The following is a 25,359-nucleotide window of genomic DNA, read 5'->3' as shown; positions in this document are numbered from 1 at the left end:
CATTTTCGTGTGAACTTTTAATACTGAGTCAAAGTTTGATCAGTTTAGTAATAAACACACGATATTTACATTCTGATTCAGCAAATTATAGCGATCATAAACAGAAATCCGATAACATATAACTGCTGTTACGAATAATGGTTTCAACATAAAGGATAAATAATGCAACAAGTGGCGATAAATGGATTCGGAAGAATTGGGCGGAACGTGTTGCGAGCTTGGTTTGAAAATCCAAAGAGCTTCCATTTTGAAATCGTTGCGATTAACGATATTGCTGATGTTGAAACCTTAGTGCATTTATTTAAATATGATTCCACGCATGGCAGATTTAATGGCACGGTCAATGTGATTCAAGAGCATGAACACATTTATATGCAAATAGAAGCAGGGCTAGCCAAATTAAAAGTACAAATTCTGCAAGTTGAAGACCCAGAACAGTTACCATGGCAGACATTGGATATTGATCTAGTTTTGGAGTGTACTGGTCTATTCCGCTCTAGAGCCGCTGCAACAAAACATATTACAGCAGGGGCAAAACGCGTGATTATTGGTGCTGCACCATTTGATACCGTCGATGCTGCAATTGTGTATGGTGTTAATCACCATGAGGTTAAAGCTAGTGATCAAATTATTTCAGGTGTTTCATGTACTACTCAAGCCTTAGTTCCATTGGTGAAAATCATTGATGATGCTTTTGGAATAGATACCGCGTTAATGACTGAAATTCATGCAGTTACGGCTGATCAATCGGTATTAGATCATGCACATCGTGATTTACGTCGTGCCCGAGCATCGGGACACAATATTATTCCAACGACATCTTCCGCCTTGGGTGCTTTAAAGCAAGTGATGCCTAAAATGGCAGATCGTATCGATGGTTATTCAATCCGTGTGCCAACCATTAATGTGGCTGCTATTGATTTAACTTTTATTTCTCAGTCACCGATCACGGTACATCTGATTAATGAAAAATTAATTAAAGCTGCAAATGCAGATTATGCTGAAATTATGTCAGTCACAGAAGAACCGTTGGTGTCGAGTGATTTTAATCATTCACCTTATTCTTTAATTGTTGATTTAACTCAGACCATGGTGGTGGGGCAGCAAGCCAAGGTATTTGCTTGGTATGACAATGAATGGGGTTATGCAAACCGATTACTGGATTTATCTGAATCTTTTTATTTTTGATTGATTAGCTTATTATTTTAAAATAATCTAACAAGCTAGGGCATTGTAACCTAGAGGAGACGAATATGACGTCTGTAATATTGGGTATAATCTTACTTTACATTGCGGTTATTTTTTTAGTGTGGCAGTTAGGCTTGTTGAGTAAAGATTATAAAGCATCTGTGCAAGTAATGAATGAGCAAGACTCACGTATTATTGCGCAAGAAGAACATCTGAAAAGAACCTTGGAAATTATGCAAGATTTGGCAAAAAAAATGCATATGCAACAAGAGGTTTTAGATCGAACCACAGCAAAATTGGGGCAGATAGAGTTACAGAATGTAGAATTGATTCAAATATTACAAAATAAATCTTCAAATCTAAGATAAGGAACTGACTTTAAAGTAGATTTAGAGTTTTTATGCTTTTAGGTATTATTTTGAGGTTGGCTAGATAAGGAAAAACTTCATAAAAAAGTGTTTTTAATAATAAATTTACGGTGGATATGACGATTTGAATGGAGATTAAAGATTTCTATTTTTCTTAAAAAGTCTAATGCACAGTGCTAACTATCGTGCTAAAATAAGAGAAATCGGGTGTGCTCCCGATTTTTTTATGCGGATTACTTCCGCGCTGACAAGAATTTAGGTTTACAACATGCCCATTTCAGAGACGTGGTTATTACCTGATGGTGTAGCTGATGTATTGCCAGAACAGGCGCAAGTGATTGAAACTTTGCGTCGTGACGCGCTAGATTTCCTCGCATCTCGAGGTTATCAATTGGTGTACACGCCATTTATCGAATACATTGAATCTCTATCTTCTCTCTCAGAATCGAATCAAGATTTAGACTTAGCCACTTTTAAAGTCATCGATCAACTTTCAGGTCGTTTACTTGGTGTGCGTGCCGATATGACACCACAAGTGGCTCGTATTGATGCACATGTACATCCCGTACAAGGCGTAGCACGTTACTGCTATGCAGGAACGGTTCTACATACGAAGCCTCAAGGGTTTAATACCACACGTGCGCCATTACAATTGGGTGCAGAGCTATTTGGTTCAGACAGTATTGATGCCGATGTCGAAATGGTCGATCTCATGCTGAATCTCATCAAAACAGTCGGTTTGGTTGATGGTATTCATCTTGATTTAGGACATGTTGGTTTATTCCGTAGTTTAGTAAAACATGCAGGCCTAAGCCGAGCTGTTGAAAAACACTTGTCAGACATCTACCAACGTAAAGCGTTGCCAGAACTTGCTGAATTTACTCAAACTTTGAAATTTGGCTCAGATTTTTATGTATTGGGGCGTTATTCAAGCGACCTTAATGCATTACAAACACATTTAAGTGCTGAAATTTTAGCGGATGAAGCATTTAAACTAGCATTTGATGCTTTAAAAACCACTCAAACTGAAATTCAAGCACGTTGGCCAAATCTACACATTGGTATTGATGTGGTAGAACTACGTTCATATCATTATCATACTGGCTTAATGTACGCTGTATATGCAAATCGTGCTGCGCCATTGGCTCAAGGTGGTCGTTATGATGGTATTGGTGAGCATTTTGGTCGTGCACGTCCTGCAACGGGTTTTAGTTGTGACTTATATGCGTTGAGCGCAGGTCAGTTTAAAACGGTTAGCGTTGTAGTTGCACCCAAAGGAACAGATTCGAATTTACTTCAAGCGATTGCGGATATACGTAAACAAGGTTTAAGTGTCATTCAATTGCTTGGGCAAGATGATTTTAACTCAGTGCCTAATGCTACACATCAATTGGTGTATATTGCGGGTGAGTGGCAAGTCAAAAATATTTAATCGTTTAAAATCAAAATCTGATTTTAAATTCTCAATTTTAACAGCATGATGCAATGAGGCTATTATGGGCAAAAGTGTTGTGGTACTTGGTACCCAATGGGGCGACGAAGGTAAAGGTAAAATCGTCGACCTGCTCACAGATCAAGCGGCTGCGGTAGTTCGCTATCAAGGCGGTCATAACGCAGGCCATACTCTCGTAGTTGGTGGTAAGAAGACTGTATTACACCTCATTCCATCTGGTATTTTACGTGAAAACGTACTGTGCTTAATTGGTAATGGTGTTGTGCTTTCACCAGCAGCATTAATCGAAGAGATGGACATTCTTGAAAAAGAAGGTGTGCCAGTTAAAGAACGTTTACGTATTTCTCCAAACTGTCCTTTAATTCTTCCAAACCACATTGCGCTTGACCAAGCACGTGAGAAAAAACGTGGTAATGCGAAAATTGGTACGACGGGTCGTGGTATCGGTCCTGCATATGAAGATAAAGTTGCACGCCGTGCAATCCGCGTTGCTGATTTAGTTCGTGGTGGTGAAGCATTAACGGCACAGTTGGTTGAGTTGTTGGATTACCATAACTTCCAATTGACACAATACTACGGTGTTGAAGCTATTAAATTGGAAGATGTGTTAGCACTATGTGACCAATGGCGTGAAGTTGTTGCACCATTAGTAATAGATGTGACCACTGAATTGCATAATTACCGTAAAAGTGGTGAAAACATTATGTTTGAAGGAGCTCAAGGCTCACTTCTTGATGTTGATCATGGCACTTATCCGTATGTTACATCTTCAAATACGACTGCGGGTGGCGTAAGTTCAGGTTCTGGCCTTGGCCCATTACATCTTGATTACGTGTTAGGTATTACCAAAGCATATACAACTCGTGTAGGTGCAGGTCCTTTCCCAACAGAGTTGGTTTATGATGCTGCAAACGATGTTGGTGATGCTATTGGTAAACACCTCGGTACTAAAGGTTCTGAGTTTGGTGCATCTACAGGTCGTCAACGCCGTTGTGGTTGGTTCGATGCGGAAATTCTACGTCGCTCAGTGGATGTAAACTCACTATCTGGCATTTGCTTAACTAAACTAGATGTTTTAGATGGTTTGGAAGAAGTGAAAATCTGTGTTGGTTACGAAGCTGTTGATACTGGTTGTGTTGGTTCTTCTGATGCGCTTGCATTTGGAGCATTAAAACCAATTTACGAAACAATGCCTGGTTGGTCTGAGTCTACATTTGGTGCGAAAAGCATGGAGCAATTGCCAGCAAATGCAGTTGCTTATGTAAAACGTATTGAGCATTTGATTGGATGTCCAATTGATATCGTTTCAACCGGTCCTGACCGTGAAGAAACCATTGTATTGCGTCATCCATTTGATGCTTAATAGTTAATATTTAAAAGAGCTCCTTCGGGAGCTTTTTTATGCTCAATTAAAAATAATCATACTTTGAGGTTGGGCTTAATTAGTATTAAAAGCTCTATTGGGGTGGTGTTTTTATTTTAAGTCATTAAATTTATTTAAAATAATTTTTGATATGTGAAATATTTTTTAGATGAGTAATATCGTTCAAGACTAAAGTTGCATGTTGAATTGCTTTGCAGCAAACTCTTGCTTGTTAAAATATAAAGAGAAAATAAGGATATGAGTAAAGTAAATGCATAAGAATATCTCAGGAACAATGTTTTATTCCTTACTTTTTGCAATAGGTGGAGCACCAACTATTGCCATGCTGATTATAACAGCACAAACCAGCGATCCTCATGTGATAAACACTGCGCTCCTTGGTCTGAGTGTGATCATTGCTTGTATTTTGGTTCCTGTGATTTTAATCCAAAATGCTTTTTTGTTTTATAAAAGAAAAAGTACGCAGCTAGAAGAAAATATCAAACCTTTATGTCAGATTTATTTGGGATTAAATGTACTGTGTCTTGTTTATTGGTTATATATTCAGTTCTTTTAATTGTGAAATGATTACATAATTGCTATGAATATGAAGCAATAACTAATTTATGGGTAGAAATCAATTGGATATAATTATATTAATTATAGTTGCGTATGTTTGGAAGATATAAATAATGAATAAAAATTTATTATTCAGTATGTGTGCTGTTACCGCAGTTTCAATGTCGGGTTGTACCACAATTGCAGATATGGCAGGCGCTGATTCAGCCACACTGAATGTTGCAGCAACACAAGGTTTTAATAAAACAGTGCAAGAAGCGCAGAGTAATAAGACTTTAGATACCAGCTCATCGACTTATCAGCGAATTAACGCTGTATTTAATCGTTTAAAACCTTATGCAGATCAAGTGAATCAAACTGGTCAAAAATTTAATTGGCAACTGGCCGTGCTTAAATCGGATCAAGTCAACGCTTATGTTGCACCAGGTGGTAAGGTTGTGTTCTATACTGGCATTGTGAATAAGCTGAATCTGACTGATGCTGAAATTGCAGCAGTGATGGGGCATGAAATGATTCATGCTTTAGAAGAGCATTCAAAGAATAAAATTGGAGCCCAAGCACTTACAGATTTGGCTTTAAACGTCGGTTTAGGTTATGCCGGAAGTAATGTTGGGCAGCTTGGAACCGCAGCTGCACAATTAGGGAGTCAGATTGGGGTGGGTTTACCTTATTCACGTAGCTTAGAAAGCCGTGCGGATCAAGGAGGCTTAATGTTGATGGCTCGTGCTGGTTATAACCCACAAGCGGCTATAACGCTGTGGGAGAAAATGAATAGGCTGGATGGTGCGAGCGGTTCATCTTTCTTATCGACACACCCATCTAATAGCCAGCGTATTGAGGCGATGCGGAAAAATTTACCAGCAGCTCAAGCGATCTATAATCAGCGACGTTAAGCGTTATGTCATGTCATAAAAAAGGATGCTGCTGCATCCTTTTTTATGACGAGTTTTGATTCTAAAATGCTAAATAATTTGTCAGCGCTTTGGCTGAATGGTTCGAGGATAAATATCTAGGGTGCAGGATTGGGTTGCTGACGATGAATATCTTCAATACCTTGTAATATTTCTTCAGATAAATCAGTGTCAAACGCTGCAATGTTCTCTTGGAGTTGTTGCATAGAGGTTGCACCAATAATGGTGCTAGTGACAAAAAACTGTTGTTTAATAAATGCTAAAGCAAGTTGAGTTAAGCTTAGACCATGTTTTTCTGCCAACAATGCATATTGTTCAGTTGCCCAAATACTTTCAGGATTACTATAGCGTGAGAAACGCGAAAATAGGGTGATCCGTCCATTAGTCGGGTGTGCACCATGGCGATATTTACCGGTTAAATAACCAAAAGCAAGTGGGGAGTAGGCTAAGAGTCCAATGCCTTCATGCTGTGCGATTTCCGACATCCCAATTTCATAAGTTCGGTTTAATAAGTTGTAAGGATTTTGTACGCTGACTATTTTTTCAAGTCCCAAATTTTCCGCCAACTGTAGGAATTTCATGGTTCCCCAAGGGGTTTCATTGGATAGCCCAATATGGCGGATTCGCCCATTTTTGACTTCTTGCGACAGTGCCATTAACGTGTCTTCTAAAGGCGTAATTTCTAAGCTTTGTTGAGCTTGCAGATTATTGTAGCCTAATACACCAAAAAAATTAGTCGCGCGCTGTGGCCAATGTAATTGATATAAATCAATATAGTCTGTTTGTAAGCGCTGTAATGAATGATCAATGGCCGACGAGATTTCACTTGCAATAAACTTGGTATGGCCATCCCGAATTTGGCTGCCACCTTGTTGTGGCCCTGCTATTTTAGATGCAATAAACAGTTGATTACGTTGTCCATTTTTTGCAATCCAATTGCCAATCATGGTCTCAGTCAAACCTTGGGTTTCTGGTTTAGGTGGAACCGGATACATTTCAGCAGTATCCCAAAAATATAAACCCTGATCTAAAGCATAACTGAGCTGTTCAAAAGCTTCAGATTGACTATTTTGTTCACCAAAAGTCATGGTTCCTAAGCAAATTTCAGGAACCAATAATCCGGATTGGCCAAGTGCTTTTAACTTCATTTAAAGATATCCTTATATAGCAACAATTTGATTGTTTTGAGCTTTGATCAATAAAATTTTTAAAAATTAATGATTAAAATTAGCTATGTTAAATTAAGCTCACTTAAATGGCATAAAAAAAGCAAATCCTGAGATTTGCTTTTAATTATTATTTAGCTGAGGAATTATTCATCAGCAGTGTTTAATTCATCTTCAGGGCAAGCAGATTCGTCTAGTGAAACATCGAAGATTAAAATTGCTTTACCATCAGTTTCGATCATGCCTTGCTCTTCAAGAGTTTTAAGAACACGGCCCACCATTTCACGTGAACAACCGACAATTCGACCAATTTCTTGGCGAGTAATACGAATTTGACGGCCATTTGGTAAAATCATGGCTTCTGGTTGTCCAGATAAATCAATCAGACAACGTGCAATACGACCAGAAACATCAATAAATGCAAGGTCTGTAACTTTACGTGTTGTGTTCTTTAAACGACGAACCAATTGAGCAAATACTGCATAACTTAAGTCAGGATACTGCTTGCTGATTTCATGGAAATTGTCATAAGTTATTTCAGCAATTTCGCAAACATCACGAGTTCTAACTTCCGCAGTACGTTGTGGATTTGACTCAAATAACCCCATTTCCCCAAAAAAATCCCCAGGATTCAAATATGCAACAACTATTTCACGGTCATCATCTTCACGTAAAATAATTGAAACTGAACCTTTTAAAATAAGGTACAGAGACTTTGACTCAGAACCTGCATCGATGATTGCTGTACGCTTCGGGAATCGATTGATGTGGGCTCTTTTGAGTAAAGCTTTGACTGATTCAGGTAGCTGGCCTGGAGACAAAGCATCTGTACTAAGTTGTTGTGCAAAATTAGAAGACATGCTAAAAAATTCCGAATTGGATAGTAACTAGATCTGCTGATCTAAATTGAACGCGTCACGTAGAAGCAGTAGAGTTGAAATTCCTTATCAACTCATTTTATGCTAGTGTACAGGTACCCTGTAAATCTATAGTTTTTTTAAGGTAGTTGCAATGCAAACTAGCGTTCATTGGTTAGAGAATGTTGCTTTTGAAGCAAAATCAGAAAGTGGACATCAAATCGTGATGGATGGCTCATCAGCGTATGGTGGTGAAAACCGTGGTCCACGTCCTATGGAGTTGATTTTAATGGGACTTGGTGGTTGTGCTTCGTTTGATATTGTGACGATATTGAAGAAATCTCGTCAAGATGTGACGGGTGTTGTATGCGAGTTAAAAGCAGAGCGTGCGGAAACTATTCCAGCCGTTTTTACGAAAATTCATTTGCATTTTGTTGTGACTGGAAATGACATCAAAGAGAAGCAAGTGGCTAAAGCTGTTGAACTCTCTGCGGAAAAGTATTGTTCAGCCAGTAAGATGCTGACTGACGGTGGTGTTGAAATTAGCCATGATTTTGAAATTAAACAAGCAGAATAGCTGAGAATTTCAATTCAAAAGCCAATTGTAATAATTGGCTTTTTTGATGCTTTTTTCTAAAAATAAGAAATGACTGGATAGACATTATTTAGTCACAAAATTTTATTACAAAATGTGTGAATTTATCAAATTCATACTTGGCATTTAATATTTAGTTAGTACACCACGCCGAATTATGAATGTAGAGCGACTTTATTATCGAGATAAAAATAATTGAGGGTCGACTCGAGTATTATTTAAACTCATTCCCCAGTGTAAATGTGGACCAGTCACTCGACCTGTTTGACCGACTAATCCCAATAGTTCGCCTTGTTGGATTGTTTGGCCTTTTTGGACATTAATTCGGCTTAAATGACAGAACATACTGATTAAGCCCTGACCGTGATCAATGAGTACAGTATTTCCATTAAAAAAATAATGCTCAGTAGCAACGACTATACCATCAGCAGGAGCAATGACTTTTTGTCCGACAGGTGCTGAAATGTCTAAACCTGAATGTGGTGCACGTTCCTCACCATTAAAGAAGCGTTTACGACCAAATGAATTACTCATTTTTCCAGCTGTTGGGCGAATAAAAGTGGGGAATCTTTGCCAAGTACTTTGACTAAAAGATGAATAAATCTCATTTTGTTCTTTTGCTTCTTTGGTATAGCGATCTAATTGATCTTTCTTCGGATTAACATAGTCATTATTTTTGACAGTTAAGTGTTGCTCAGCATATGGATAAGCTTTAATTTCAATTGGAATGGCTTCGGCATTGGTATGTAGTTGTAGATGACCGATTAGCGTCGAAAGAGGGATTCCAAATATTGCGTATTTTGTGTCAGCTTCTTGTGTCACTAAAACGGGGTTTGTTTCAAAAGTTATCTGAGTAATATTTGGATTTAAAGGAATGACCGCAATTCCGCCAGCTCGACGCGAATCTTGGGGAAGCTGTGCGTAGGGTGTTGTTGTAGAGAGTGATAATAATATCAATACGGATTTTGAGAAATTCATGGTTGATCGCTGTGAACTAAAATATTCAATTAAAGTATGCTGATTTAAAAAAGCTTGAGCAAGCTGGGCTTGATTCATCAATTATTTCTATTTCAAAAAATTCCTTTAAATAGCTCATTTTATAATTTAATGATCCATTTTGATTAAAAAAACAGCGATTTTAATAAAAAGATCCTATTGCAGATATAAAAAGTAACTTGAAAAAAACAGAATATGCACGCATATTATAATTGTTGTTTAAGCGTATATGGTTATTTCTTAGTGATTGATAAATAAAATATTTTTAGTTTTTTATGTTGAAAAAAATGAAACCATTCCCATATATCCATTAACTAGAAAATTTGTTGTGAGGAAAAATAAGAATGCGTTTTGAAAAATTTACAAATCGCTTACAGCAAGCGTTATCAGATGCCCAATCTTTAGCAATGGGTAAAGACAATACCTCCATTGAAGGTATTCATATTCTTTCTGCACTGTTGGAGGAGTCATCTAATATCAGCCTGTTACAACAGGCAGGTGCAAACTTACGTGACCTTCAGACCAAGTTGCAACAAGCGTTAAATGATGCTGCAACTATTGCGCATCCAACTGGAGATATTAATTTAAATCCTGAAGCTGTACGTGCGTTGAATTTAGCAGATAGTTATGCTCAAAAGGCTGGGGATGAGTTTTTATCTACAGATTGGGTGATTTTAGCTTTAGCAGAAACAGGTACAACAAAAACATTACTTACAAGCGTGGGTGTGACAACGGACAAACTACGCAAAGCAATTGAACATATTCGAGGTGGCGACAAAGTTATGGCAAATAACCATGAAGACCAACGGGACTCTCTAAATAAATACACAGTTGATTTAACTGAACGCGCTATGTCTGGCAAGTTAGACCCAGTGATTGGCCGTGATGAGGAAATTCGTCGTACGATACAAGTATTGTCACGTCGTACTAAAAATAATCCTGTGCTTATTGGGGAGCCAGGTGTCGGTAAGACTGCAATTGTAGAAGGCTTAGCACAGCGTATTATTAATGGTGAAGTACCTGAAAGTCTTAAAGGTAAGCGTGTTTTATCTTTAGATTTAGGTTCATTGCTTGCGGGTGCAAAATATCGTGGTGAATTTGAAGAGCGTTTAAAAGCACTACTAAAAGACCTTGCAAAATATGATGGCGAAATTATTCTGTTCATCGACGAATTACATACGCTTGTTGGTGCAGGTAAAGGCGATGGTGCAATGGATGCGGGTAATATGTTAAAGCCTGCGCTAGCGCGTGGCGAGTTGCGCTGTGTAGGTGCAACTACTTTAGATGAATATCGTCAATATATTGAAAAAGATGCGGCTTTAGAGCGTCGGTTCCAAAAAGTTTTAGTAGATGAACCAAGTGTAGAAGATACGATTGCAATTTTACGTGGTCTGAAAGAAAAATATGCAACCCATCATGGCGTGCAAATTCTTGATTCAGCGATTATTGCAGCAGCTAAAATGTCGCATCGTTATATTACAGATCGTCAATTGCCAGATAAAGCGATTGATTTGATTGATGAGGCTGCTTCACGAATTAAAATGGAAATTGACTCTAAACCAGAGCCATTAGACCGTTTAGATCGACGCTTAATTCAGTTGAAAATGCAATTGGAAGCTGTGAAGAAGGATGCTGATTCAGTCAGTAAAGTTGAAGTTGAAAGCTTGGAAAAACAAATCGAAGAAGTTCAACGAGAATATAATAATTTAGAAGAAGTATGGCGTGCTGAAAAAACCTTGGTTGAGGGTACGAATCAAGCGCAAGTTGAGTTAGATAAAGCACGTACAGCTTTTGAAAAAGCACAACGTGAAGGTGACTTAGCAGAAGCGAGTCGTTTGCAATATGGTGTTATTCCAGAATTGCAAAAACGTTTGGCTGAAGAAGAGGTTGCGGAGGTTAATGAAGAACCGAAACTAATTCGAACTAAAGTGACTGAAAATGAAATTGCGGAAGTGGTCAGTGCAGCAACTGGGATTCCTGTATCGAAAATGCTTCAAGGTGAACGTGAAAAGCTTTTAAATATGGAAAGCTTCTTACATAACCGTGTGGTTGGGCAGGATGAAGCGGTCGTAGCAGTATCTAATGCAGTACGCCGTTCACGTGCAGGCTTGTCTGATCCAAACCGTCCAAGTGGTTCATTCTTATTCCTTGGACCAACAGGTGTCGGTAAAACAGAGTTGACTAAAGCATTGGCAAGCTTCTTGTTTGACAGTGATGATGCCATGATTCGTATTGATATGAGCGAGTTCATGGAGAAGCACTCTGTCAGTCGTTTAGTGGGAGCACCTCCAGGTTATGTTGGTTATGAAGAAGGTGGTGTACTGACGGAAGCTGTACGTCGTAAACCTTATAGTGTGGTGTTATTTGATGAAGTCGAGAAGGCGCATCCAGATGTATTTAACATCTTACTTCAAGTGCTAGACGATGGTCGTTTGACGGATTCGCAAGGTCGCGTGATTGACTTTAAAAATACGGTAATCGTTATGACATCGAACCTTGGTTCACAAGATGTTCGTGAGCTTGGTGATGGTGCAAGTGATGATGAAGTCCGTACGGTGGTTATGAATGCGGTTTCACAGCATTTCCGTCCGGAATTTATTAATCGTATTGATGAGCTGGTGGTTTTCCATTCATTGAAGAAATCACAAATTCGTGGCATTGCGGATATTCAATTAGATCGATTACGTTCTCGCTTGAATGACCGCGACATTGGCTTGAAAGTGGATGATGCTGCTTTTGATTTGTTGATTGAAGCTGGCTTTGACCCGCTGTATGGTGCGCGTCCATTAAAACGTGCTATTCAGCAACAAGTTGAGAATCCGCTTGCTCAGAAAATTTTAGCAGGTGATTTTATTCTTGGTGATACGATTCTTATTAGTGCTGAAAATGGACATCTTCGTTTTGATAAATTGAAACTTAGTTAATTTCATGTAATTCAATAAAAAACCCAGCTTAGGCTGGGTTTTTTATATCTATTTTATGCATATAGTCTGGTATTTATCTGAATAAAGTTTTTTTATACATTATTCAATCAAGAGTTCGAACAAATACTAAATTCATCCTCCCAGAATAGTTAAGTTTGCTGGGGTGTTGATAACCTTGGATTAACCGTTGAATATAAAAATGATTAATCTATTTTTTAAGGCCATTTACTTAGTTTTAGGTCTAGATAAAGTAACAACTTTAAATGGTGTGGCTGATGAAGCTTAATTTTAATTAGATTTGCTTATAGATAATAAAAAAATATACAGATTTAAATAACTTACCTATTATCGGGAAGATTGTTCTCGACATTGCAGCCAGCGGTGAAAATTGTTAGCGTTGAATAGGAATAATAAAAAGGGATCAAAGGTTATGAGAATTAGAAACAAGGAATGTAAGTACGTTGTTTATACTGCTTTAATGCTATTAGGATGTGTTTGGGGAGTTTCACCAAGTTTTGCAGCAATTTATTTGGATGATGCATCACTTGCTCAGGAAAGTATCCATTTAGAGGTATTAACGCCGATGGTGATTAGTGCTCTAAAAGAAAATGTAGAATTATCTGCTGAAAATCAAAAAATAATTTATGACAAAATTGTACAACAGCGTATAGGTGATCAACAAAAAAATATGATGGTGAATAGTGTATTGACAGATTATCAGTTACAAAAGAAGGAAGAGAATCTTGCAGGGTTGGATGAGAAACAAGTCGCTATTCCGACAAAATATCGATTCATTGGATATGGTGTGAGTGCAAAGGATAATACAGTGAGAGTCACGACTGAAGATAAAATTACAATCTATGTTAGCCGTGACTCTCCCTAAATATTAAAAATTACACTGGATGATGGGTAATTTTCCATGCTTTATGGATTTTGGTATTACGTTTGAAGTCTGGACCAATAGTTTCGCTGGTGATTTCTTCAACATTAAACATAGCTTGAACTTCTTCATCCATTTCAAAGCCACGATAGTTATTTGAAAAATACAAGGTTCCTGCCGTTGTCAAACGATTCATCGCACGTTTCAACAGTGAATTATGGTCACGTTGTATGTCAAAGGTTCCGTGGAATTTTTTTGAGTTGGAGAAGGTAGGTGGATCGATGAAGATAAGATCATATTGTTCATGACCTTCTTTTAGCCATTCAAAACAATCACCTGCAAAGAATTGGTGCTGTTGATCTGGATGGTCGACTGTTAAACCATTGAGTACAAAGTTTTCTTTAGACCAATTTAAATAGGTATTTGAAAGATCGACACTAGTCGTACTCGCAGCGCCACCTAAAGCAGCATGTACACTTGCAGTAGATGTATAACTATAGAGGTTTAAGAAATGCTTACCTTTAGCTTCAGCGGCAATACGTAAACGCATTTGACGGTGGTCAAGGAATAGGCCAGTATCTAAATAGTCCGTTAAATTGACTAAAAATTTTGCTTTGCCTTCTTGCACTATAAAACGCTTAGAAGCAGTGCTTTGTTTGGTATATTGAGTCTTACCTTCTTGGCGTGCGCGAGTTTTGATAAAGATAGCATCACGCCCTAAACCTGTCACTGCACGAATTGAAGCAAGTGCTAAGTTAAAGCGTTTCTTGGCTTTTTCAGGATCAATGATTTTTGGTGGAGCATATTCTTGGACGTGTAAGCGATCACCGTATAAATCCACTGCCACATTAAAGTCTGGTAAATCTGCGTCATATAAACGTAAACAATAAATCCCTTCTTTGACTGCCCATTTTTTCAAGGCTTGCATATTTTTTTGCAAACGATTGGTAAAGTCTTCTGCACCTTCAATCGGTTCAAATTGCTGAGGCTGCCAAGTTTCCAGGAAAGGACGTACTACAGTTGCAGGTTTAATGTCACCAAAACGGATATAAATCGGTAATTTACCATTCATTAAACGTAATAGTTGTGGATTGTTAAATGCTAAAACATCAGCTTGTTCAACAGCTGCAGCAATTACCGCTGCATATTGATTTGGGAAATGTTTTTGTAATAGACCAGATAAGCCTAAATATAAAGAACGATTTGATGCTTTCTCACCTAGACGTTCACCATAAGGCGGGTTGGTCACGATGAAAGAAGTTTTACCTTCAGTTTGGAAATCAGGCCAATCTGCTAAAGTTCGTTCTTCAATCCGAATCGAATCCAACTGGTCTTCAAAACCAGCAGCAATAATGTTGTGTTTAGTCGCTTTAACCGCTTCCCAATCTGCATCATAGGCATAAAATTGCGGTAAGTCACCAGCTAGGGCTTTTTGATGGCGTTCAGCTGCTTCAGCTTTAATTGACATCCATAATTCATGGTCATGACCATTCCAACCATTAAAACCGAAACGACGGACTAAACCAGGTGCACGGTCAGTTAACATCATTAACGCTTCGATGATAAATGTTCCAGAACCACACATTGGATCTAAAATAATATCAGGATTACGTTCTTTGAGTTTAGCTTTATATAGAATCGCCGCTGCAAGGTTTTCTTTAATAGGGGCATCGGTCATATAATGACGATAGCCACGTTTATGTAAAGAATCACCAGACAAATCTAAGCAATAGGTATGTTCTGTTTTACCTGCAAGTACATACAGAGTAATTTCAGGTTGCTTAATATCAATACTTGGACGTTTGCCCGCAGCTTCCATAAATGCATCAACCACACCATCTTTAACGCGTAAAGTGGCGAATTGGCTATTTACCTTAATTTCGCGTTCAATATGTAAGCGTACGGCAAAGGTGCTTTGTGGTGCAAAAATAAGTGACCAGTCGAAACTATTGGCACCTTCATACAGCTCTTCCGCAACATCGCGTGCATCATGAGTGAATTCTAATTCATGGGTGTGAATAGGCGTTAGTACACGCGAAGCAAGACGTGACCACATACACACGCGGTAAGCCTGTTCCAGTGGGCCTTTAAAAATTAATCGTCCTGGAAAACGTTCAATGTTTTGAACCCCTAAACCTTCAATTTCTTCTTGAAGTAAGGTTTCTAGTCCATCCGCACAGGTGACCCAATATGTAGAAAGACGTGGTTTCGAATTCATGAACATTTCCAAAGACAATAAAGCAATCGGCTATTTTAACGTATTTTGTTGACGAAAACTCATCGATTAAAAGACATCAATGTATTTTTTCGCTTTTCTATTTATGAATTCAGTTTAACCTTCTTTTATTACCTTGAAAATTCAGACCATATTTTATTTATTACCGCTCTTGATTTGATTGACTTCAGTTTATATAACAATTTGGATGGATAATATGAACCATGCCATTTTTAAACCGAGACTTGTATTTAGCTTAGGGCAAGATTATTGAATGTTAGGGGCTAATTAAGTTTAATCTGAATAGAGGGAGGTAAATTGAAGGTGGTATGAATTTTGCTAAATAAAATAATTAAAAACAGTCGATTAATTTTAGATTGATCGAATTTTAACTGAGTTACATAAGGGGATAGACATGCAGACTAAAATTAACCAAAATTTTGAAGCGCAAGGTGAAGCCTTTTCAATTGCAACCTTAATGTATGCACGACTTCGACGTATGTTTGGTCGAATCATTGATGTAATGTATGTAGTGCAAGATAAGGATTACGCATGCTATGTAATTGCTTTTGCTATCGCGACAGAAGATGATGAGTTGAAGCGGTTAGCATTTAGAATGCAGGCTTTAATAGAACCAGAAGTTGAACCTCAATCTAAAACATCTGATGCTTTAGTACAGCAAGATACTAGTATAGAACCTATAATAGAGCAGACCGAAATAACGGATGAGGTTTATCAAGCCCAGATTTCACATCACTATATTGGTGCATTACGATAATATACAGGCTCTAAATAGAAGTTTTATTTGGAGCTTGAGTTAGATATTAGTTGGTTGTTATGGTATATAGATTCAACTGATGAGTTAGTGGTAAAGCTAACTATTTGAAAATATAAAAATATGTATAGATTTTATGGTTGGTGTAGTTAAATATTCTTTTAGTTGAGTAAAACTTCAACTGCTAAAGTCACTTAAATGTCTGTATAATATGTCAACTTAACCTCTCAGGAATCTCTCATGCACTTGGCGGCATTGCATACTCCGAGTCAGATTCAACTTAATCAAGATGGTCATTTAAAACATTTCCTCACCATCGAAGGTCTTTCCAAAGCAACCCTGACAAAAATTCTAGATACAGCCAATTCCTTTTTTAATGATCAAAACCAGCTGATTACGACCCCACTTCTTGAAGGTCGTACAGTGATGAATCTTTTTTTTGAAAATTCAACACGGACGCGCACGACTTTTGAAGCAGCAGCAAAACGACTGTCGGCGAATGTTCTGAATATTGATATTGCACGTTCTAGTACCTCAAAAGGTGAAACACTACGTGATACGCTGTGGAATCTTGAAGCCATGGCGGCGGATATTTTTGTAGTGCGCCATTCATCTTCAGGTGCAGCACACTTTATTGCAGAGACTGTCTGTCCCAATATTGCCATTATTAATGCGGGCGATGGACGGCATGCACATCCAACTCAAGCGATGTTGGACATGTTGACTATCCGACGTGAAACACATAAGAAATTTGAAGATATGAGTGTGGCTATTATCGGGGATATTAAACATTCTCGTGTGGCACGCTCAGATATTGCAGCGTTACAAACTTTGGGCTGCAAAGATATTCGTGTCATTGCACCGAATACCTTATTACCCTATGGTTTTGATGAATATGGCGAAGGCGTTCGTCTCTTTAATAAAATGGATGCAGGGATTCAAGATTGCGATGTCATTATGACCTTGCGTATTCAGAATGAACGTATTGATTCTCCTGCACTGGCTTCTCAAGCCGAATTCTACAAAATGTATGGTTTAAATAAAGAGCGTTTAGCTTTGGCAAAACCAGATTGTATCGTGATGCATCCGGGGCCTATGAATCGTGGTGTGGAAATTGATTCTAGTATTGCAGATGGCCCACAGGCGGTTATTTTGCAACAAGTGACCAATGGTATTGCTGTGCGTATGGCGGTCTTGGCGCTTGCAATGCAAGGTCAATTACAAGAAAAAGGTTTGTTAGACGTGATTGCAGGATAAGGGATAGTGGCATGAGTATTGTTAAAATTGAAAATGTACGTGTCTTAGACCCTATTAAAAAGCTTGATCACGTACAAACGGTTTATATTGAAAAAGGCAAGTTTGTTGCAGCAACTGATTTAGCTGTAGAAACAATTGATGGACAAGGTAAATGGTTGATGCCAACTATGGTGGACCTATGTGCGCGCTTACGTGAGCCAGGGCAGCAGCAGCATGGGACGCTTAAGTCTGAAGGAAAAGCTGCTCGTGAAAATGGTATTTTTCATGTCTTTACGCCACCAGATTCACAGCCTATTGTACAAGACAATGGTGCTTTGATTCATGGTTTAGTTGAAAAGGCCATGTTGGATGGTGGTATCCATTTACAGGTGATTGGAGCACAAACTCAAGGTCTAAATGGCAAACAACCAGCCAATATGGCGGGTCTCAAGAAAGGGGGCTGTACAGCAGTAACCAATGCTAATGCACCTTTTGAAAATGATGATGTGGTCATTCGTACTCTAGAATATGCAGCTGGTTTAAATATGACCGTGGTGTTCTATGCAGAAGAACATCAGATTGCGAAAGACGGTTGTGTGCATGAAGGCTTTATTGCATCACGCCAAGGTTTACCCATGATTCCAGTTTTAGCAGAAACCATTGCTATTGCAAAATATCTGCTCATGATTGAAGTCACGGGTGTACGTGCACATTTTGGATTGTTGTCCTGTGGTGCATCTGTAGAGTTGATCAAAGTTGCTAAAGCCAAAGGTCTACCTGTGACGGCTGATGTTGCAATGCATCAATTGCATTTAACCGACAGTTTAATTGATGGTTTTAACTCCTTAGCACACGTGCGTCCGCCGTTACGTTCAGAGCAAGATAAAGCATTATTGCGTCAAGGTTTGAAAGAGGGGGTGATTGATGCCATTTGTACCCATCATGAACCCTTGAGTAGTTCCGCTAAATTGGCACCTTTTGCTGAAACTCAATCGGGTATCACAGCTTTTGATACCTATGTATCATTTGGTATTCAATTGATTAATGAAGGTTTATTTGAGCCTTTGCAGTGGGTTGAAAAAGTAACCCTTGCTCCAGCTCAAGTTGCAAATATGGCTCAGCGTTGGGAGCAAGAAGCTGGTTGGGTTCTACTTGACCCTGAATTTGAATGGACTGTATCGAAAGAAAGTATTATTTCTCAGGGTAAAAATACGCCGTTAATTGATCAAAAAGTGAAAGGTAAAGTGGTCAAAACCTTTTTAGCTTAAACGGGTGTTTGTTGTTTTAAAGTCAGCTTCGTCTGGCTTTTTTTATGTAAATACTAAATTTTTTGATTAAAAATTAAACATAAATACAATATTTGTAAATTGAAGAAGTCTTTAGAATGATGAAGTGAAATGTAAAAATCAATTTAAAAAAATGGAGCATTTTATGGATTTAATTAATATTTTAAAAGAAAGAGTCACTCCGGTTGTTTTAAAGGACGCCACAACTCATCTTACTGAAAAAGGCAATGTGTTAGCTACATTTTATCCATTTATTCTATCACTGCTTAAAGCTCGACCAGATTTAATCTCAACTTTACAAAACAGTCTGAATCCGCGTTTAGTTGATATTTTTCATAGTAATTTTGCTGCTAAAGATCATTTATTACAGGCGATTAATTTAGGTTTACCACAACATGAGTTGGAAACAACCTTAAATCAATCCATTGCTCCTACACTCGGGGTATTGCAAGATTTAGCTGGCAGCGATAAGAAACAAGATATTCTACATTTGTTGGAACAGAATGCAGATTCATTTACAGGCCTACTGCCGCCTTGGGCGAAATCAATTGTTGGGACTGTAGGTTTGTCATCTGTAGGTACAGCAACTTCACAGATCCAGCAAGCAACATCAGTTACCCCTCATAAGAAGTCTGGCTTTTTATTACCAATTATTGCGTTATTAATATTGGCGGCTATAGCCGTCTTCCTTTTTAAACAATGCAGTCATAAACCTGCTGTTTCTACAGTAGGCACTGTGACTGAAAGTACTTCATCTTCAGCTACAATGGCCTTACAACCAGCTGAATTGCATATTGCAACTGGAGCAGATGGTAAAGTGGCAAACTGCCAAGCTTTAGTTGGGAATCAAGCAATGCTTGATCAAATTAAATCACAGCTTTCTTCCATATTTGGTCAAGCAGATATTTGTCATGCCAGTGCTGATCAACAATTTGCAGGAGAGCTAACTGATCAAAATGCGATGGCAAAGGTTTTTGCTAAAATTAAAGGTCTTCCAAATATTTCTTTGGTTTGGGTGGGTAATCAGTTAACGATTCAAGCACCTGATGTTGCTCAAGCACAAAAACTGGCAGATGAATTAAAAGGATTAGTACCGAATATGCAGGTTGTTGCAAGTCAGTCTGCAGATGCTCCTAACGCTGTATCGAAGAGTAATGCTCAAGCAGGTCAGGCTTTGGCTAGTATCAATCCAGATCAAGCAAATGCGAATGATGTCGTTACAGCATTGAATCTTCAAGCCATTAATTTCGCTACAGGGTCATCTGAAATTCCGGCTGAAAATAAAGTTATTTTAGATAAAGCAGCCAGCTTACTGAAACAACTTCCTCAAGCCAAAGTCGTTGTGAAAGGATTTACTGATAATGTTGGAAAACCTGACGCAAATAAAGCATTGTCGCAAAAACGTGCACAGTCTGTAGCGAATTATTTAACTCAGCAAGGCGTTAGTGCAGAGCAGCTTACCGTCATCGGATTAGGGCAAGAAAATCCTATTGCAGATAACTCAACCAAAGAAGGACAATTTAAAAATCGCCGTATTGAGTTTGAATTGATCAATACTGAAACCAGTACAACAAATTAAGTTATAGAGCCGACTATTCAACAAAAAAACTAAATGAAACTTAAAAAAAACCTCGATTTTCGAGGTTTTTTTATGCATGCTATCGCGCTGTAAAAGTAATTTTTTTAAATATATATAATATAAAGACAATAAGGTTTTATAGAATGAAGAAGTTAGTATTGATTACAGCACTATCAAGTACATTAATGATGTCAGGTTGTGATTTTTTTAAACATAAAAAAGAAGATGTCAAACCAACAGAAGTTTCTGAATGGAGTTGTACAAATCAGGATAACTTGAAAAAGCTACAACAATATTTGAAAGATGAATATTTAAAACAAGTGGATAAAAAATTAAGGTCGACTAGCTATAATGCCGACCAAGCTTTATTAAAGACCATTAATGATGGTTTAAAGTTTGAAATCAAAAATGTTCGGACTGTAACGGCTGATCAAAAACAAGCTACACAATTAGAATGCGAAAGCCAATTGGTGGTTCAATTTCCAAAAGGGTTACAGAAACGTGCAGAAAATGCGTATGTAGAATATGGCCCTGATTGTGAATATTGTGATGGTGAAGACCAAGGCCATTCTACTCTAAAAGACTACTTAGATAGTCGTGAAATGACGCTGACTTTAGATAATGATCAGTTAAAAGGAAGTTTTAAATATGATGTTATTAAGACTGATAAAGAAGGTTATACCCTGAATGCGCAACAAAAAAATGATGTGATTGATGGTGTGGTTTATGTGGTTGTAAAAGCTGTGCAATATGAAGCTTATGTTAAAGAAAATAAAAGATCAAATGATCTACAACAACAATCTCAACAAGAAAATTCTGCACAAACTGAACTTGCGCAAAAAGCAATGGATATTCGTAAAAAAGAACTTGATGCAGAAAAATCCAAACAAGTAGAGCGCTTAAACCAGACTTGGGATCGTTTTAGTGATGAGCAAAAAGCTCAATTGCAACAAGATCAATCAGAATGGTTTGAAAAGCGTGATGTTGATTGTAAGGTTATCTCACAAAAACAAGTTGGACGAATGTCTGATAGTGAAATGGAAACCTATCAAAAACAATATAGTTATTGGGATGATGCAATGCATGAACAAAATAATGAAATGCAATATACCAAGTGCTTTAATCAAAAGACGGCAGAACGTATTGTGTATTTGAATAACGTATTTAATTAATTTTAATCGTAAAACCAAAGGACGAATTGCTTCGTCCTTTTTTTATTGGCATGCTGTAGCAGATTATTTTATTTAGTTTATCGAAATGCGTATAAGTTTTATTGGATCAGGGCGGGTTGCAACACATTTAGCCACTGTTTTATTGGCTCAACATGAAATAGTACAGATCTATAGTCAACAATTAGTCCATGCAAAATTATTAGCTAAGAAAGTACAGGCTCAGGCAATTGATCAATATCAACAGATTGATCAACAGATTGATTTAATGATTATTGCTGTAAGTGATCAAGCGATTGCAGTGGTGATTGAACAGCTATCAGCCTATTTAAAAAATACCTTGATTGTACATACATCTGGTAGTACCAATTTAGATGTATTAATGCAGTATCATCAGAAATCAGGTGTATTTTATCCTTTGCAAACCTTTAGTTTGAAGCGAGAAATTAATTGGACGAATACGCCCTTATTTATAGAAGCAGCAGGAGCTGATGATTTAACCATTTTAACTGAACTTGCAAATAGCCTAAGCAGTCGGGTATATCAATATTCATCTGAACAACGTCTCAGTTTACATTTAGCTGCAGTATTTGCATGTAACTTTAGTAATTATTGTTATGACATGGCAAAACAGATCGTAGATGCTAAAAAGGTGGATTTCAGCCTACTTTATCCACTCATCATCGAAACAGCAACTAAAGCCACTCAAAGTGATCCAAGCCTGATGCAGACAGGTCCAGCAGTCAGAAAAGATGTAAATATTTTAAATATGCATCAGCGAATGTTGTCAGGTTCAGGGCGAGATGATTTAAAACAGGTCTATGAGCTATTGAGTCAGGGGATTATACAAAGACATATATCTGAGTAAGTATGAATATGTTATTAAAAATAGAGTGTTGAATTACAAAATGCCCCGAATTTTAAGTTTTACGTAATTTATGAACTTAAGTGGGGATTTATTACATTATATAGCTATACCAAGAGTTGTAATGCGTAAAAAATAGACTTGCAACTCTGGATTCTAAAACTTATATTTTGATTCAAGTTAATAAAAGAATAATCAATAAAATGAATCAGCATAAACACTTATTGCAAGAGGTTCAGTGGAAAGACTTAGTTAAGCTAAACCGCTCTGATGTAATCAATGAATTATTACTTTCTATACCTTGGCTTATTGTTTCACTTTTTTGTGCTTTCCATGAGTGGTATATCGTTGCACTTTTCTGTTCATTTATGTTCTTTTTGACAGGGTTAAGACAGGTTCATAATGCATTCCATTTCGCTTTAGGCATAGGTCGTCAGCAAACACATTGGGTGATGTTTATCCTTAGTATATTGATGCTCGGTTCGATGCACGCCGTACAAATCAACCATTTGAGGCATCATCAACATTGCATGCAAGATGAAGATATTGAAGCGAAAAGTGCCAAAATGGAATGGTGGAAAGCTTTTTTATTTGGACCATTTTTTCCATTGATGTTGCATAAAAAAGCCTTTGAAGTCGGGACGGTGATTCAGAAAAAATGGATGAGTGCTGAGTTGTTGGCGAATATTATTGTTCTTATCATCGTATTTACTATATTGGATGTAACCTTACTGAAATATTATGTATTTACCATGCTCATTGGTCAGTGTATGACAGCATTTTTTGCAGTTTGGACGGTACATCATGATACTGAGGATCATATTTATATGGCACGAACAGTAGTAATGAGTTCAAGCGAGTGATTACGTATAATATGTTTTATCACGTTGAACATCATCTTTTTCCTGCCGTGCCGACGTGTAATTTACATGTTTTGGCAAAGCGTTTAGATGAGTATGATCCAAGCGTTGAAATTCGAGCCGTATTTTAAAAGCTATAATTAGAAAATCAAAAAACAGGGTGATTAGCCCTGTTTTTTGATTTAAAAAAATTAAAACTAGTTAATTTTTTTAAACAAGAAGTCATTAATTTTATGCCCTTCTTCTAAACCGCGGCGTTCGAATTTAGTCTGTGGACGCCAGTCTGGACGAGGATAACTATTGCCTTTTCCTGCCATATTCTCAAGATTTGGACGATTATCTAAAATATCCAACATCCATTCTGCATAGGGTTCCCAATCTGTTGCTGAGTGAAATGTACCACTCATTTCCAGTTTTTGTTCAACCAATGGCATACGGTCATGTGAGACAAAACGACGCTTGAAATGACGTTTCTTTTGCCAAGGATCTGGAAAATATAATTGAATGGCATTAATACTGTTATCAGGCATTTCGCGAAGTACTTGAATTGCGTCCGCATCTAAAAGACGTAAGTTTTTTACGCCAGCCATGCCAGCTTCATAGACACATTGTGCAATACCGGGAACATGAACTTCGATACCGACATAGTTGCGCTCAGGATTAGCTTTTGCCATCAGTACCAGTGAACGGCCCATTCCAAACCCGATTTCAACGGTCAGTGGGCGCTCAGGATGTTCAAAGTGCTGGCGTAAGTCACCGACAGGATATTCCAAAATTAAATCACGATGTTGTTCAAGCGCAGTACGTTGTGACGTGTTTAGCGGAGAAGAACGGCGCATAAAAGTCACAATTTCACGGTGCTCTTGCAAATTGTCCAGTTCTACAACTTGCGAATCTAATTGATCGTTTGACATAACCTTGGCAAATGTAAAAATTCAAAAGTGGTATTGTAAGACCTGAGCTATCCAAGTCAAACTTTTTTATCTGTTTAAGAATGAATGTATTCAACTGAGACACAAGGTTTAGGATTATTCGCAGAATTCAAATTTTTGAAGCTTATTTTATGAATGAAGGATCTGTCTTGATTCTGAAAGAATAAGAAAATTTATCGAGTAAAATTAAACATTGTTATCTAGAAAACCTAAGTTTCTTGCAGTATCTATTGCCTTGGTTCGGGTACATACAGCAAGTTTTCGATAAATATTTTTAATATGTGATTCAACTGTATAGCGAGAAAGATTGATATGTAGTGCGATCTCTTTGTTACTTAATCCTTGTGCAACTAAAGTTAAAACTTCATGTTCTCTTCCGGAGAGTAAGTCATTTTCATGTTGTAGTTTGATTTCATTTTTATTTGGTATGGAAGGGGTATTTTCATTAAATTGGAATTGTTTTAGAATTTTTTGTGCAATAAATGGGTCAATCGGTATTCCACCACGTAAAACACTGCGGATGGATAATGCCACTTCAATATCATCTCGTTCTTTTAAAATGTAACCTGTCGCACCTGCGGCCAATGCATTTAAAATAGAATCTTCAGTGCTCCATGCAGAAATTACTAATATAGCGATCGTTGGGTCATGGCGTTTTAAAGTCTCTATCACTTCTATACCATTTCCATCAGGTAGTCCTAAGTCGACTAATGCAAAAGATACCGAATGTTCGGAGAGTAATTTGTTTGCTAATGCTTTGGTTTGTGCAAAGTATAAGTGCTCAGGTTTATAACCAATATCAAATAAAATTTGTTTAAGTCTGATTTGAATAAGAGGTTCATCTTCTACAATAATGACAGGGATTGGTAATTTTAATTCGTTATGTATCATATAAATGTTATTGATATTTAGGTGATTTATAATTTGCCATATTAATCTAATTTTGGATACATGTTAGACATTTATAATTCTATAAAATAGAAAATATGATGTTCTACTCGCTTACTTTATTAAAATTTAGTCACAAAATTTTGATTTGTTTGATATAAAGCCCACGGTCATAGGGTTGTAGAGTTTACTGAGCATATATCCGTTTTTTTAAATTCATAATGTTTGTCTTATGACATCCTTTTGTAAAAATACTGCGGGTATTTATGCAGTT

The 25,359-nt window shown here is 37.5% G+C and carries 23 protein-coding genes; 17 read left to right on the top strand and 6 right to left on the bottom strand.

Annotated elements, in window-relative coordinates:
* Positions 1-162 precede the first annotated feature (162 nt).
* From B9T27_RS07650 to B9T27_RS07625, 6 genes are all read left to right on the top strand, one after another.
* A complete protein-coding gene (locus B9T27_RS07650) occupies positions 163-1,188 on the top strand; it encodes a type I glyceraldehyde-3-phosphate dehydrogenase (protein ID WP_086206242.1) in 1,026 nt (341 codons plus the stop codon).
* 65 nt (positions 1,189-1,253) lie between these two features.
* A complete protein-coding gene (locus B9T27_RS07645; protein WP_086206241.1) occupies positions 1,254-1,556 on the top strand; it encodes a hypothetical protein in 303 nt (100 codons plus the stop codon).
* Between the two features lie 268 nt (positions 1,557-1,824).
* Positions 1,825-2,988: an ATP phosphoribosyltransferase regulatory subunit gene (locus B9T27_RS07640; RefSeq protein WP_086206240.1), complete on the top strand. Its 1,164-nt coding sequence runs from the start codon at positions 1,825-1,827 to the stop codon at positions 2,986-2,988.
* Positions 2,989-3,052: 64 nt separating this feature from the next.
* Positions 3,053-4,372 carry an adenylosuccinate synthase gene (locus tag B9T27_RS07635; protein ID WP_086206239.1) on the top strand — a complete coding sequence of 440 codons (1,320 nt, stop codon included), beginning with the start codon at positions 3,053-3,055 and terminating at the stop codon, positions 4,370-4,372.
* Between the two features lie 271 nt (positions 4,373-4,643).
* Positions 4,644-4,949, top strand: coding sequence for a hypothetical protein (locus B9T27_RS07630; RefSeq protein ID WP_086206238.1), 306 nt, complete (start codon positions 4,644-4,646; stop codon positions 4,947-4,949).
* Between the two features lie 115 nt (positions 4,950-5,064).
* On the top strand, positions 5,065-5,844 hold the full coding sequence (locus B9T27_RS07625) for a M48 family metallopeptidase (RefSeq protein WP_086206237.1): 780 nt from the start codon (positions 5,065-5,067) through the stop codon (positions 5,842-5,844).
* Positions 5,845-5,960: 116 nt separating this feature from the next.
* Here the strand turns inward: B9T27_RS07625 and B9T27_RS07620 are convergent, their stop codons facing one another.
* On the bottom strand, positions 5,961-7,010 hold the full coding sequence (locus B9T27_RS07620; protein WP_086206236.1) for an NADP(H)-dependent aldo-keto reductase: 1,050 nt from the start codon (positions 7,008-7,010) through the stop codon (positions 5,961-5,963).
* 164 nt (positions 7,011-7,174) lie between these two features.
* Positions 7,175-7,888 carry a cAMP-activated global transcriptional regulator CRP gene (gene crp, locus B9T27_RS07615; RefSeq protein WP_086206235.1) on the bottom strand — a complete coding sequence of 238 codons (714 nt, stop codon included), beginning with the start codon at positions 7,886-7,888 and terminating at the stop codon, positions 7,175-7,177.
* A 151-nt stretch (positions 7,889-8,039) separates the two neighbouring features.
* Between crp and B9T27_RS07610 the strand changes: the two genes are divergently transcribed.
* Complete coding sequence (locus tag B9T27_RS07610) at positions 8,040-8,462, top strand: OsmC family protein (RefSeq protein ID WP_086206234.1); 423 nt, start codon at positions 8,040-8,042, stop codon at positions 8,460-8,462.
* A 195-nt stretch (positions 8,463-8,657) separates the two neighbouring features.
* On the opposite strand, the gene B9T27_RS07605 is transcribed toward B9T27_RS07610, so the two are convergent.
* On the bottom strand, positions 8,658-9,458 hold the full coding sequence (locus tag B9T27_RS07605; protein ID WP_086206265.1) for a M23 family metallopeptidase: 801 nt from the start codon (positions 9,456-9,458) through the stop codon (positions 8,658-8,660).
* Between the two features lie 362 nt (positions 9,459-9,820).
* On the opposite strand from B9T27_RS07605, the gene clpB reads away from it, so the two are divergent.
* Complete coding sequence (gene clpB, locus B9T27_RS07600) at positions 9,821-12,400, top strand: ATP-dependent chaperone ClpB (RefSeq protein ID WP_086206233.1); 2,580 nt, start codon at positions 9,821-9,823, stop codon at positions 12,398-12,400.
* Positions 12,401-12,830: 430 nt separating this feature from the next.
* Entirely contained in the window at positions 12,831-13,283 is a 453-nt protein-coding gene (locus B9T27_RS07595) for a hypothetical protein (protein ID WP_143222568.1), read from the top strand.
* Between the two features lie 10 nt (positions 13,284-13,293).
* Here B9T27_RS07595 and rlmKL read toward each other — a convergent pair whose 3' ends face one another.
* On the bottom strand, positions 13,294-15,498 hold the full coding sequence (rlmKL, locus tag B9T27_RS07590; RefSeq protein ID WP_086206231.1) for a bifunctional 23S rRNA (guanine(2069)-N(7))-methyltransferase RlmK/23S rRNA (guanine(2445)-N(2))-methyltransferase RlmL: 2,205 nt from the start codon (positions 15,496-15,498) through the stop codon (positions 13,294-13,296).
* Between the two features lie 412 nt (positions 15,499-15,910).
* Between rlmKL and B9T27_RS07585 the strand changes: the two genes are divergently transcribed.
* The 8 genes from B9T27_RS07585 to B9T27_RS15125 all read left to right on the top strand — a co-directional run bounded on the left by B9T27_RS07585 (position 15,911) and on the right by B9T27_RS15125 (position 23,396).
* Positions 15,911-16,273: a hypothetical protein gene (locus tag B9T27_RS07585; protein ID WP_086206230.1), complete on the top strand. Its 363-nt coding sequence runs from the start codon at positions 15,911-15,913 to the stop codon at positions 16,271-16,273.
* Between the two features lie 237 nt (positions 16,274-16,510).
* Entirely contained in the window at positions 16,511-17,527 is a 1,017-nt protein-coding gene (locus B9T27_RS07580; protein ID WP_086206229.1) for an aspartate carbamoyltransferase catalytic subunit, read from the top strand.
* 11 nt (positions 17,528-17,538) lie between these two features.
* Positions 17,539-18,774 carry a dihydroorotase gene (locus B9T27_RS07575; RefSeq protein WP_086206228.1) on the top strand — a complete coding sequence of 412 codons (1,236 nt, stop codon included), beginning with the start codon at positions 17,539-17,541 and terminating at the stop codon, positions 18,772-18,774.
* Between the two features lie 163 nt (positions 18,775-18,937).
* A complete protein-coding gene (locus B9T27_RS07570) occupies positions 18,938-20,371 on the top strand; it encodes an OmpA family protein (protein ID WP_086206227.1) in 1,434 nt (477 codons plus the stop codon).
* Positions 20,372-20,514: 143 nt separating this feature from the next.
* Positions 20,515-21,543, top strand: a complete 1,029-nt coding sequence (locus B9T27_RS07565) for a hypothetical protein (protein ID WP_086206226.1) — start codon at positions 20,515-20,517, stop codon at positions 21,541-21,543.
* Positions 21,544-21,628: 85 nt separating this feature from the next.
* Complete coding sequence (locus B9T27_RS07560) at positions 21,629-22,408, top strand: Rossmann-like and DUF2520 domain-containing protein (RefSeq protein ID WP_086206225.1); 780 nt, start codon at positions 21,629-21,631, stop codon at positions 22,406-22,408.
* 200 nt (positions 22,409-22,608) lie between these two features.
* Positions 22,609-23,268 carry a fatty acid desaturase gene (locus tag B9T27_RS07555; protein WP_265733417.1) on the top strand — a complete coding sequence of 220 codons (660 nt, stop codon included), beginning with the start codon at positions 22,609-22,611 and terminating at the stop codon, positions 23,266-23,268.
* On the top strand, positions 23,265-23,396 hold the full coding sequence (locus B9T27_RS15125; RefSeq protein WP_265733416.1) for a fatty acid desaturase: 132 nt from the start codon (positions 23,265-23,267) through the stop codon (positions 23,394-23,396). The genes B9T27_RS07555 and B9T27_RS15125 overlap by 4 nt, the downstream gene beginning before the upstream one ends.
* 66 nt (positions 23,397-23,462) lie before the next feature.
* On the opposite strand, the gene trmB is transcribed toward B9T27_RS15125, so the two are convergent.
* Both trmB and B9T27_RS07545 read right to left on the bottom strand, forming a co-directional pair.
* Positions 23,463-24,179, bottom strand: coding sequence for a tRNA (guanosine(46)-N7)-methyltransferase TrmB (trmB, locus tag B9T27_RS07550; protein WP_086206224.1), 717 nt, complete (start codon positions 24,177-24,179; stop codon positions 23,463-23,465).
* A 204-nt stretch (positions 24,180-24,383) separates the two neighbouring features.
* Positions 24,384-25,088, bottom strand: a complete 705-nt coding sequence (locus tag B9T27_RS07545) for a response regulator (protein ID WP_086206223.1) — start codon at positions 25,086-25,088, stop codon at positions 24,384-24,386.
* Positions 25,089-25,359 lie beyond the last annotated feature (271 nt).

The organism is Acinetobacter sp. ANC 4648 (assembly GCF_002135345.1).
In the GTDB taxonomy this organism is placed as follows: Bacteria; Pseudomonadota; Gammaproteobacteria; order Pseudomonadales; family Moraxellaceae; genus Acinetobacter.
The sequence above is the reverse complement of the archived record's forward strand: the minus strand, read 5'-3'. Positions and strand labels throughout refer to the sequence as shown.

What these genes read in the sequence shown, in the direction of transcription:
- B9T27_RS07650 (WP_086206242.1), top strand. Translation starts at nt 163, where the DNA reads ATGCAACAAGTGGCGATAAATGGATTCGGAAGAATTGGGCGGAACGTG.
- B9T27_RS07645 (WP_086206241.1), top strand. Translation starts at nt 1,254, where the DNA reads ATGACGTCTGTAATATTGGGTATAATCTTACTTTACATTGCGGTTATT.
- B9T27_RS07640 (WP_086206240.1), top strand. Translation starts at nt 1,825, where the DNA reads ATGCCCATTTCAGAGACGTGGTTATTACCTGATGGTGTAGCTGATGTA.
- B9T27_RS07635 (WP_086206239.1), top strand. Translation starts at nt 3,053, where the DNA reads ATGGGCAAAAGTGTTGTGGTACTTGGTACCCAATGGGGCGACGAAGGT.
- B9T27_RS07630 (WP_086206238.1), top strand. Translation starts at nt 4,644, where the DNA reads ATGCATAAGAATATCTCAGGAACAATGTTTTATTCCTTACTTTTTGCA.
- B9T27_RS07625 (WP_086206237.1), top strand. Translation starts at nt 5,065, where the DNA reads ATGAATAAAAATTTATTATTCAGTATGTGTGCTGTTACCGCAGTTTCA.
- B9T27_RS07620 (WP_086206236.1), bottom strand. Translation starts at nt 7,010, where the DNA reads ATGAAGTTAAAAGCACTTGGCCAATCCGGATTATTGGTTCCTGAAATT.
- crp (WP_086206235.1), bottom strand. Translation starts at nt 7,888, where the DNA reads ATGTCTTCTAATTTTGCACAACAACTTAGTACAGATGCTTTGTCTCCA.
- B9T27_RS07610 (WP_086206234.1), top strand. Translation starts at nt 8,040, where the DNA reads ATGCAAACTAGCGTTCATTGGTTAGAGAATGTTGCTTTTGAAGCAAAA.
- B9T27_RS07605 (WP_086206265.1), bottom strand. Translation starts at nt 9,458, where the DNA reads ATGAATTTCTCAAAATCCGTATTGATATTATTATCACTCTCTACAACA.
- clpB (WP_086206233.1), top strand. Translation starts at nt 9,821, where the DNA reads ATGCGTTTTGAAAAATTTACAAATCGCTTACAGCAAGCGTTATCAGAT.
- B9T27_RS07595 (WP_143222568.1), top strand. Translation starts at nt 12,831, where the DNA reads ATGAGAATTAGAAACAAGGAATGTAAGTACGTTGTTTATACTGCTTTA.
- rlmKL (WP_086206231.1), bottom strand. Translation starts at nt 15,498, where the DNA reads ATGAATTCGAAACCACGTCTTTCTACATATTGGGTCACCTGTGCGGAT.
- B9T27_RS07585 (WP_086206230.1), top strand. Translation starts at nt 15,911, where the DNA reads ATGCAGACTAAAATTAACCAAAATTTTGAAGCGCAAGGTGAAGCCTTT.
- B9T27_RS07580 (WP_086206229.1), top strand. Translation starts at nt 16,511, where the DNA reads ATGCACTTGGCGGCATTGCATACTCCGAGTCAGATTCAACTTAATCAA.
- B9T27_RS07575 (WP_086206228.1), top strand. Translation starts at nt 17,539, where the DNA reads ATGAGTATTGTTAAAATTGAAAATGTACGTGTCTTAGACCCTATTAAA.
- B9T27_RS07570 (WP_086206227.1), top strand. Translation starts at nt 18,938, where the DNA reads ATGGATTTAATTAATATTTTAAAAGAAAGAGTCACTCCGGTTGTTTTA.
- B9T27_RS07565 (WP_086206226.1), top strand. Translation starts at nt 20,515, where the DNA reads ATGAAGAAGTTAGTATTGATTACAGCACTATCAAGTACATTAATGATG.
- B9T27_RS07560 (WP_086206225.1), top strand. Translation starts at nt 21,629, where the DNA reads ATGCGTATAAGTTTTATTGGATCAGGGCGGGTTGCAACACATTTAGCC.
- B9T27_RS07555 (WP_265733417.1), top strand. Translation starts at nt 22,609, where the DNA reads ATGAATCAGCATAAACACTTATTGCAAGAGGTTCAGTGGAAAGACTTA.
- trmB (WP_086206224.1), bottom strand. Translation starts at nt 24,179, where the DNA reads ATGTCAAACGATCAATTAGATTCGCAAGTTGTAGAACTGGACAATTTG.
- B9T27_RS07545 (WP_086206223.1), bottom strand. Translation starts at nt 25,088, where the DNA reads ATGATACATAACGAATTAAAATTACCAATCCCTGTCATTATTGTAGAA.